10 protein-coding genes are annotated in these 8,662 nt (G+C 66.5%); 4 read left to right on the top strand and 6 right to left on the bottom strand.

The annotated features are described in order from the left end of the window. Nucleotides 1-1,071: AMP-binding protein (locus tag JT362_RS35230; RefSeq protein ID WP_260196297.1), on the top strand; the 1,071-nt coding region annotated here is incomplete at its 5' end. A gap of 3 nt (nucleotides 1,072-1,074) precedes the next feature. Here JT362_RS35230 and JT362_RS35225 read toward each other — a convergent pair. Continuing rightward, nucleotides 1,075-1,287, bottom strand: a complete 213-nt coding sequence (locus JT362_RS35225) for an MbtH family protein (protein WP_260196296.1) — start codon at nucleotides 1,285-1,287, stop codon at nucleotides 1,075-1,077. Between the two features lie 146 nt (nucleotides 1,288-1,433). Here JT362_RS35225 and JT362_RS35220 point away from each other — a divergent pair, with 146 nt between their 5' ends. Next, on the top strand, nucleotides 1,434-2,192 hold the full coding sequence (locus tag JT362_RS35220; protein WP_260196295.1) for a class I SAM-dependent methyltransferase: 759 nt from the start codon (nucleotides 1,434-1,436) through the stop codon (nucleotides 2,190-2,192). Between the two features lie 37 nt (nucleotides 2,193-2,229). Here the strand turns inward: JT362_RS35220 and JT362_RS35215 are convergent, their stop codons facing one another. The 3 genes from JT362_RS35215 to JT362_RS35205 all read right to left on the bottom strand — a co-directional run bounded on the left by JT362_RS35215 (nucleotide 2,230) and on the right by JT362_RS35205 (nucleotide 5,324). After that, a complete protein-coding gene (locus JT362_RS35215; protein WP_260196293.1) occupies nucleotides 2,230-3,351 on the bottom strand; it encodes an aminotransferase class I/II-fold pyridoxal phosphate-dependent enzyme in 1,122 nt (373 codons plus the stop codon). 1 nt (nucleotide 3,352) lies between these two features. After that, complete coding sequence (locus JT362_RS35210; protein WP_260196292.1) at nucleotides 3,353-4,306, bottom strand: fatty acid desaturase family protein; 954 nt, start codon at nucleotides 4,304-4,306, stop codon at nucleotides 3,353-3,355. Between the two features lie 64 nt (nucleotides 4,307-4,370). Then, nucleotides 4,371-5,324 carry a chlorinating enzyme gene (locus tag JT362_RS35205; RefSeq protein WP_260196291.1) on the bottom strand — a complete coding sequence of 318 codons (954 nt, stop codon included), beginning with the start codon at nucleotides 5,322-5,324 and terminating at the stop codon, nucleotides 4,371-4,373. A gap of 84 nt (nucleotides 5,325-5,408) precedes the next feature. On the opposite strand from JT362_RS35205, the gene JT362_RS35200 reads away from it, so the two are divergent. Together JT362_RS35200 and JT362_RS35195 are read left to right on the top strand one after the other, a co-directional pair. After that, nucleotides 5,409-5,636, top strand: coding sequence for an MbtH family protein (locus JT362_RS35200; RefSeq protein ID WP_260196290.1), 228 nt, complete (start codon nucleotides 5,409-5,411; stop codon nucleotides 5,634-5,636). 14 nt (nucleotides 5,637-5,650) lie between these two features. Further along, on the top strand, nucleotides 5,651-6,700 hold the full coding sequence (locus tag JT362_RS35195) for a class I SAM-dependent methyltransferase (protein WP_260196289.1): 1,050 nt from the start codon (nucleotides 5,651-5,653) through the stop codon (nucleotides 6,698-6,700). Between the two features lie 11 nt (nucleotides 6,701-6,711). Here the strand turns inward: JT362_RS35195 and JT362_RS35190 are convergent, their stop codons facing one another. Then, nucleotides 6,712-7,635: a mycofactocin-coupled SDR family oxidoreductase gene (locus JT362_RS35190; protein ID WP_311202794.1), complete on the bottom strand. Its 924-nt coding sequence runs from the start codon at nucleotides 7,633-7,635 to the stop codon at nucleotides 6,712-6,714. Then, a partial coding sequence (locus JT362_RS35185) for an AMP-binding protein (RefSeq protein WP_260196288.1) occupies nucleotides 7,595-8,662 on the bottom strand: 1,068 nt, incomplete at its 5' end. The genes JT362_RS35185 and JT362_RS35190, both read right to left, overlap by 41 nt.

Raw genomic sequence — 8,662 nt, 5'->3', positions numbered from 1 at the left:
ATCCGGCACCGCAACGTTCTCGCTCTCATCGATGCCGCTCAGTCCCGTATGGACTTCGGTTCCACCGATGTCTGGTCCCTGTTCCACTCCTTCAGTTTCGACTTCTCGGTGTGGGAGATGTGGGGGCCGTTGCTGACGGGCGCTCGGATCGTCCTCGTCCCGCAGGACGCGCGACTGGACCCGCAGGCCTTCGTCACGTTCCTGGCCCACGCTCGAGTCACGATGCTCAACATCGTCCCGTCGGTCTTCCGGCATCTCGTCATGTCGGGTGAAGGTCCGCAGGACGAGCTGGCGGTGCGTCAGGTCGTGTTCGGCGGGGAGGCGGTCGATCCGGTCGCGGTGTCGACCTGGCTGTCGACGCTGCCCGACCGTCGACGACCAGCGGTGGCGAACATGTACGGGATCACCGAATCGACCGTGCACGTGACTCTTCGGCAGATGACCGACATCGACTTCTCGCGCAGCGGGGCCGGCACGCTGATCGGCACACCTCTGTCCCACGTCCGAATGCGACTGGTGGACCAACAGTTGCGGCCGGTGCAGTCCGGGGACGTCGGCGAGATCCTCCTCGACGGTCCCGGAGTGAGCGAAGGCTACCTCGGCCGCGCGGAACTCAACCGCGAGCGGTTCCCCGTCGTGGCCACCGCGGACGGATCGGACGAGCACTGCTTCCGCACCGGCGACCTCGCCAGTTGGGACGAGACCACGGGCAGCTACGTCTACCGAGGACGCATCGACAACCAGGTGCAGCTCCACGGCCACCGCATCGAGTTGGGTGAGGTCGAAACGGCGCTTCGGGCCTGCCCCGGCGTGTTCGACGCCGCCGTGGTGCTGCACACCCCTCCGGGGCGTGACGCGAGCCTGCTCGCCCACGTCGTCACGACGCCGCCCGCCGACGACCCCGAACACACCCGCCGAACCATTCGGGAGATCCGACGCAACCTGACCAGCATCCTGCCCCGACACATGATCCCCCAACACATCCGACTCGTAGCGGACCTGCCGCGAACCGAATCGGGCAAGACGGATCGTGGTGCTCTTGTTCCGCCTTCCCTCCCCGCGGAGCGGTGAAAGCTACCCGCGAGCGTCCATCGCCTGCCGCAGGCTCCTGGGGCGCATGTCGGTCCAGACCTCGGCGATGTGGTCCAGGCACTCGTCCTTGCCGCCCGTGTGCCCGACTTCGGTCCAGCCGGCCGGCAGTGGTCGACCGGCGAGCCAGATCGAGTACTGTTCCTCATCGTTGACCACGACCGAGTAGGCCCGGTTGTCCTCGTCGACCTCGCTCACGACCTGCCTCCGTGGGTTCTTCACCAGATGGCACAAGCCTATCGTTCCGGCCGGGCACTAGGCTGGCCGCGGCGCGAATGGAGTGACCGATGGCAGAGTCCGATCCGATCACGATCGAGGACATGTACCCGCTCGGTTACCTCGACGTGCCCGAGCGGGCGCAGAGTCGCAGTTATGCCCCCCGACGGCCCGGCATGCTGTACGAAATGGTCGACGACCTGGACATCGGGCCGGGGGATCTCGTGCTCGACATCGGCGGGCGCGACGCGTCGCACTCACTCGCGCTGGTCACGATGTTCGGCTGCGACGCCGTTTCGGTGGATCCGTTGGCGAGCAACAACGTGCAGGCGAAGGCCGCCGTTGCCGAGCACCCGTTCGGCGGCAGGGTGACGATCCGGCCCGGCGTGATGGAGGAGATCCCCGCCTCCGACGGCGAGTTCGACCTCGTCTTCAGCCGCGACATGTTCTTCCATGTCGTCGGTGCCGACCAGGCACTGGCCGAGGCTCGGCGCGTGCTCAAACCCGGCGGACACCTGCTGCTGTACCAGACCTTTGCCACCGAGCGCCTCGAGCCGCTCGAGCGAGCCCAGCTCTACACCGACCTGGCCGTCGCGCCCGAGCGCATGTCCCCGGACGACTTCCGGCGGCGGGCGCTGGCGGCCGGTTTCACCATCGAGTCGGACGACGTCATCGGCTCGGAATGGCGTGAGGCGTGGGAAGAGGACGGTGACGGCGTGACGTCGCGGCAGCTGTTGTACGCGGCACGACTGATCCGCAAGTCCGAACAACTACGTGCCGAGCTCGGAGATGTCGACTACCGCATCGAGCTCGGCAATGCCCTGTGGGGCGTCTACCAGATGATCGGGAAGCTCGAGCCTCGGGTCTTCCTGTTGCGGAACCCCTGAACCCGAAACACCGGACGTGCGTCGGTGTGCACCTTCGTCACCCGCGGGCGGCGAGGAACTCGTCCATCCGGTCGAAGGCCTTCGGCAGTGCCGAACGTCCGAGCCCGACGCGGAACCGGTTGTCGGTGGTGTCGAAGACGGTGCCGGGTAGTAGCAGGACACCCTGGTCGCGGACAAGATCGGTGACGAAGTCCTCGACCGGGGTGGGTAGCAGCAGCCGCGGGAACGCGAGCATGCCCGCGGCCGGCGCCGCCCAGGCGAACGTGTCGCGATGCCGGCCGAAGAACGACTCGGCGTGGGCGAGATTGGCCTTGATGATCGTCCGGCTGCGCTCGATCAGGCGATCGTGCGCCCGCAGCGCGATCAGCGACAGGATCTCGGCCGGCGCCGAGGAACACACCGTCGTGTAGTCCTTGAGGGTTCGGGCCGCGTCGGTGATGGCCTGGTCGCGGGTCGCGAGCCACCCGATGCGCAGCCCCGCCAGGGCGTACGCCTTGGACATCACCCCGACGCTGACAGCGCGCTCGTCCAGGTCGCAGGCCGCGGGAAGAGTGTCGGCGTCGTCGTACTCCAGGTAGCGGTAGACCTCGTCGGAGACGACCGTGACCCCGGCGTCGCCGGCCATCGCGAGCAGCTCGGCGAACTCGGCGTGACTGGGCAGTGCACCGGTCGGATTGTGCGGGAAGTTGACGAACAGCGCGCGGGTGTTCGGCCGCAGCGCCTTCCGCACGGCGCCGAGGTCGAGGTGCCACTCGTTGTCGGCGTCCAGCTCGACGGCCGTGATCGTGGCGCCGAGCGACGGCGCGATGCGGTGCAGTGACTCGAAGGCCGGCCACACCACGACCGCGTGGTCTCCCGGGCCGAGCAGGGTGTGCGCGAGCAGGAACAACGCCTCGACCGCGCCGCCGGCGCACACGGTGACCTCGTTGGCCGAGATCTCCGGGTACTGGTCGGCGATCGCCTCGCGAAGCAGTGGATGGCCGGTGGTCTCGGTGTAACCGAGTTCGAGCCCGTCCCACAGTGCCCTGGTGTCGGCGTCGGCCAGCTCCAGCAGCTCGCGGAGGGACAGCGGGTCGACGTCCGAGGCACAGGCGTGGTACTTGACCTCGGGGTCCCACCGGCCGAAGAAGTCCTCGATCTCGCAGCGGTTCGGGATCACGTCAGCTCGCGTCCTGCGTCCGGCCCTCGTGCAGCAGCGACCGGCGCCGGTCGAGGAAGCCGAGCATCGCCGGTACCGGGCTGATGATGCGCGGCTGAGCGGCCAGTCGTTCCTGGTGCCGGGCGTTGATCGCGGGCATCTGCGACCAGTGGGTAGCCGGGCTCAGGTGGTGTTCCTGGTGGTAGCCGTCGTTGAACGTGAGGAGGTTGTAGAACCGGCCGTAGTGGCTGACCGAGTCGGTCATGCGGGAGTCCGGGTTCGCTCCGTAGTGACGGTAGTAGTTCTGCACGTTCACCAGCGCCAGCGCGCAGAAGAACGCCGGCAGGTAGACCATCACCGTCCACTGCCAGGAAATCACCGCGAGGCCGACCAGCGCCAGGGAGTGGGCGGCACGGTCGACCTGGAGCTGGCGCAGTTCCCGACGGCGCCGGTCCGGCTTCTTGGACGCCAGGGCGAGCAGGTTCGTCTCGCGGGCACTCACCCGCCACAGCCGAACGATCGCGGCCAGCTCAACGAACCGGCCGACGGTCGACTCCACCGCTCCGCGCAGCACGTAGGGCAGGAGCGGCTCGTGCTGCCCGTCCTTCCCGTTGCGGTACGTCGACGAGCGATCGCGGGTCGAACCGCCCGCCTCGGGGCGGTCGTTGTTGTACCGGTGGTGATTGCGGACATGCGTCAGCTCGTACGCCTGCACCGACTGGCCGATGTTCACCGAGTTGACGACCGACACGACCGCGTTGAGCTTGCGGCTCACGAACCACGGCACATGGGTGAACAGGTGGGACACGACAATGATGTTGTAGGCCATCATGACGGTGAGCAGGACCCCGCCGGCGATCCGTCCCCAGAGCGACATGAGGTCCCACGTGCTCGCCAGCGTGAACGTGGTGGCGAACTGCACCACGGTGATGGCCACCAGTATCGCGTCCTTGCGGCTGTGCTTCCAGAGCGTCATGAACGGTCAATCCTCTGCGAAAGCGGGCATTGAGCTGCGGGGTCCTGTGTGGAGTGATCGTGGGCTAGCGGGTGCGGAACGAGTAGCCGCGCTGGTTCTCGGTCGCGATTCGGTTGAAGCCGTAGTCGTCGACGCCGGAGACGAGCACGGCGCCGTACTTGGACAGATCGATTTCGCCGCCGTACTCGGCGACGCCGCCGGTGTCCGGGTAGACCCTGACCTTGGTCGGTACGTAGCGGGCCGCGAATCCCATGCGGTAATCGCGCACGCTCCCGGTGTGTGGCAGGGACGCGTGCATGAGAGTGGACCAGAAGATGACCGCCTCCCCACGCTTCATGACCAGCGGGAACGCCTGGGACTCGTCCGGCTTCCAGTCGGGATCCTTCTGCAGCTGCCGGTAGTCGTAGCCGAAGAAGCCCCGCTTGACTCCTTCTTTCACCGTGCTGTTGAGCGTTTCGGGTCGATAGTCCATGGGCTTCGACTCGTCGTAGTTCATGTGGTGATGGGTCCCCGGCATCAGCTGGAGACAGCCGTTTTCCAGGGTGGAGTCGGTGAACGCCGTCCACACCGTGATGGTGCCGCCGAACGCCGGCTCGCCGTCCTCCGCCGGCCACGCGATCTGCGGCCTCTTGCTGGCGTTCGCGAAGGTGGCCGCCTGGTGCCAGTCCGTTCCCTCGTCGCCGGCGTACTTGGGGAAGAACTCGGTGCGCCAACACAGGACATCGGGGCCGAGAATCGACGCCACCCGGTCGACGATTCTGGGATTCATGACGTGCTCCGAGAGCAGATCAAGATCCAGATGGCGGTCGTAATTCGCGATGTTGGTCGCCGAACTCCGGGCATCCGTGGAGTAGATGGCATGAGACCGATCGACGAGTTGACGCCGCACGGTCCGCCAGCGCTCCTCCATTTCCTCAGGCTCGTAAATCTGAACCGGGCCGATGAAGCCGTCCCGATCGAACTGTTCCCGTTGTTCCTGAGACAAGGCGAAGTGACCGCCCGCGCCGTTGTTCGTCATTGTGCATGATCATATCACGATCGACGGGTTGCGGGGTAGTATATGATCGGCCGAAATTCGGGATCCAGGGGCGGAAGGCGGGTTGTGGGCGACGTCGACGAGGACAACCGTACGTACTCGGTCGTGGTCAACGATGAGGGGCAGTACTCGATCTGGCTCGCCGGCCGACCGCTACCGGCCGGCTGGACCGAGGCCGGTCACACGGGCGGCAAGGACGAGTGCCTTGACCACATCGGCGAGGTCTGGACCGACATGCGGCCCAGCAGCCTGCGGCAGGCGATGGACGCTCGTGAGGGCGTCGACCGCAACTGATCCCGGGGATTCGGATGATCGACTCATTGGCCGACCGCGATTCGCTCGGCCGGCTCGGTAAGCGGCTTCGCCTGGCCGGCTACGAATCGCAGCGCCTGCGTGCGTTGCTCGGGCTCAAGGCATCGGTGGACGTCATTCTGTCCGATATTGCCCGGCACTCGCTGTACTACCGCGACAAGCTGTCCCGGGTCGACGACGAGGCCGCGATATTGTTCGAGTTGTTCCTGCTGTGCGGAGAGGTTCCCGAGGAACGTTGGCAACGCCTCGACCCGGAACTCGCCGCGCTGCTCGCCGAACTCGAACTCGTCGAAAGCCTGCCCACCTCGCACCGGCGCGGCACGGTAGCCATTACCGAATACGCGAACCGGCTTTTCCTCTCCGACCGACTGTTCGAGAACGGTCCCGACGGACTGACGCGCAACTGGGCCGACGACATCTGTATGCCGCCGCACGCCTCGTCGATCGAACTACGCCGCGGCGTCCAGCAACTCGACGTCCCGGGCGAATCGTTTCTCGACATGGGATGCGGGACCGGTTGCCAGTCCCAACTCCTCGATTTCGATTGTGCGCGACGAGTGGGCGTCGACACCAGTCACCGGTCACTGGCGTACGCCGCCGCGAACGCGACGCTCAACGGCGTCGACGCCCAGTACGTTCTCGGTGACTGCACCACTTATACCGACCCGGGCACCTATTCGCGGATCGCGTTCAACGCTCCGGACAGCGCGACGGCCTTCGCGTTCGTCAACACCACGCTTCGTGACCTTCTCGACCCGCGGGGCGTCGCACAGGTCTGGTGCGATGTCGAGGTCACCGCCGGGGACGGCTCCCTCGAGGGCCTGCTTCGCCGGATGATCCCCGATCTGGACGGTTGGCGGTTCGACACCATGGTCGACAGTTCGTCGCCGTACTCGCTGAGCCGGGACATGATCCGCGCACGTCGGTTACCGCAACGCACCCTCCTCGCGGACGGAACCGAGCGGGACGCCTATCACGACGCACTCGCCGAACGCGGAGTCGTGGAAGTGCAGAGCATTGTGCTGTGCCTACAGCACGCGCGCTGATCCCGGGCCGGTCAGTCGACCCGGTTCACGAATCCCGCATCGACCGGAAGGTTCGTGCCGGTGATGTAGCGGCCTTCGTCCGAGCAGAGGAACGCAATGGCGGCGCTGACGTCGGCCGGCTCCAACAGCTCGACCGGCAGCGCGTTCAGGTGGTGCGAGCCGTTCGCGACCTGGTCGGCCAGGTACGCCTGCATCCCCTCGTTGGTGGCCATCAGGGTGTTGACCGCAGTGGGGTGCACGGCGTTGACGCGGATGTTGTCCTCGGCCAGCTCGTTGGCCAGGCCACGCATGATGCCGACGATGCCGTGCTTGGCCGCCGTGTACCCGCCGGCGCCCACGCCACGCAGCCCCGCCGTCGAGCCGATGAAGACGATCGAGCCGCCCCGGCCACCGGCGACGATGTAGGGAATGGCGGCCTGCACGGAGTTCCAGGCTCCGGTCAGGTTCACCGCGATGACATCGTTCCACGCCTGCTCGTCCTGCTCCGGCGTCGTTATCTTGAAGTGTGCGGTGCTGATGCCGGCGTTCGGCACGGCGAAATCCAGGCGTCCGAGCTGCTCGACACCCTCCTGCACCGCCTGCCGCAACGCCGCGGAGTCACGTACGTCCGCGACGCGGGCGACTATGCGCCGGCCAAGTGCCTCCACCTGCCGGACCGTTTCGTCCAGGTCATCCTTTGTGGACATCGGATAAGCCGTGGAGTCGATGTCGTGGCAGATGTCGACGCCGATGATGTCCGCACCTTCGGACGCCAACCGCACCGCGTGACTACGGCCCTGGCCCCGGCCGATCCCGGTGATGAAAGCGACCTTGCCTTCGAGACGCGACACATCTTCCCCTGACGTCGAATGGTTTCGGACCCGGTCACAGACTACTCGAAACTGCTCGTCGCCCCTACCGGTTCGCCTGCTGCGATCGCGGAACAAGAGCACCACGATCCGTCTTGCCCGATTCGGTTCGCGGCAGGTCCGCTACGAGTCGGATGTGTTGGGGGATCATGTGTCGGGGCAGGATGCTGGTCAGGTTGCGTCTGATCTCCCGAATGGTTCGGCGGGTGTGTTCGGGGTCGTCGGCGGGCGGCGTTGTGACGACGTGGGCGAGCAGGCTGGCGTCGCGTCCTGGAGGTCGGTGGAGGACCACGGCGGCGTCGAACACGCCGGGGCAGGCCCGCAGTGCTGTTTCGACCTCACCCAACTCGATGCGGTGGCCGTGGAGTTGTATCTGGTTGTCGATGCGTCCTCGGTAGACGTAGCTGCCGGTGGTCTGGTCCCAGCTGGCGAGGTCGCCGGTGCGGAAGCAGTGTTCGGCCGGCCCGTCGGTGGTGAGGGTGGGGAAGCGTTCGCGGTTGAGTTCCGGGCGGCCGAGGTAGCCTTCGCTCACTCCGGGACCGTCGAGGAGGATCTCGCCGACGTCTCCGGGTTTGACCGGTCGCAGTTGTTGGTCCACGAGTCGCATTCGGACGTGGGGCAGGGGTGTGCCGATCAGGGTGCCGGGTCCGGTGCGGGTGAAGTCGATGTCGGTCATCTGCCGGAGGGTGACGTGGACGGTCGATTCGGTGATCCCGTACATGTTCGCCACCGCTGGTCGTCGACGGTCGGGCAGTGTCGACAGCCAGGTCGAGACCGCGACGGGATCGACCGCCTCCCCGGCGAACACGACCTGACGGACCGCCAGCTCGCTCTGTGGGCCTCTACCTGTCGCGACGAGGTGCCGGAAGACCGACGGGACGATGTTGAGCATCGTGACTCTGGCGTGGGCCAGGAACGTGACGAAGGTATGTGGGTCCAGTCGCGCGTCCTGCGGGACGAGGACGATCCGAGCGCCCGTCAGCAACGGCCCCCACATCTCCCATACCGAAACGTCGAAGCTGAAGGAGTGGAACAGGGACCAGACATCGGTGGAACCGAAGTCCATACGGGACTGAGCGGCATCGATGAGAGCGAGAACGTTGCGGTGCCGGAT

Origin of the sequence: Actinophytocola gossypii, assembly GCF_025165815.1 — a bacterium.
GTDB lineage: Bacteria > Actinomycetota > Actinomycetes > Mycobacteriales > Pseudonocardiaceae > Actinophytocola > Actinophytocola gossypii.
This window is presented reverse-complemented; position numbering and strand designations above follow the sequence as displayed.

Coding starts and splice junctions, on each gene's coding strand:
- JT362_RS35210 (WP_260196292.1), bottom strand. CDS start 4,306: ATGACGCTCTGGAAGCACAGCCGCAAGGACGCGATACTGGTGGCCATC.
- JT362_RS35205 (WP_260196291.1), bottom strand. CDS start 5,324: ATGACGAACAACGGCGCGGGCGGTCACTTCGCCTTGTCTCAGGAACAA.
- JT362_RS35195 (WP_260196289.1), top strand. CDS start 5,651: ATGATCGACTCATTGGCCGACCGCGATTCGCTCGGCCGGCTCGGTAAG.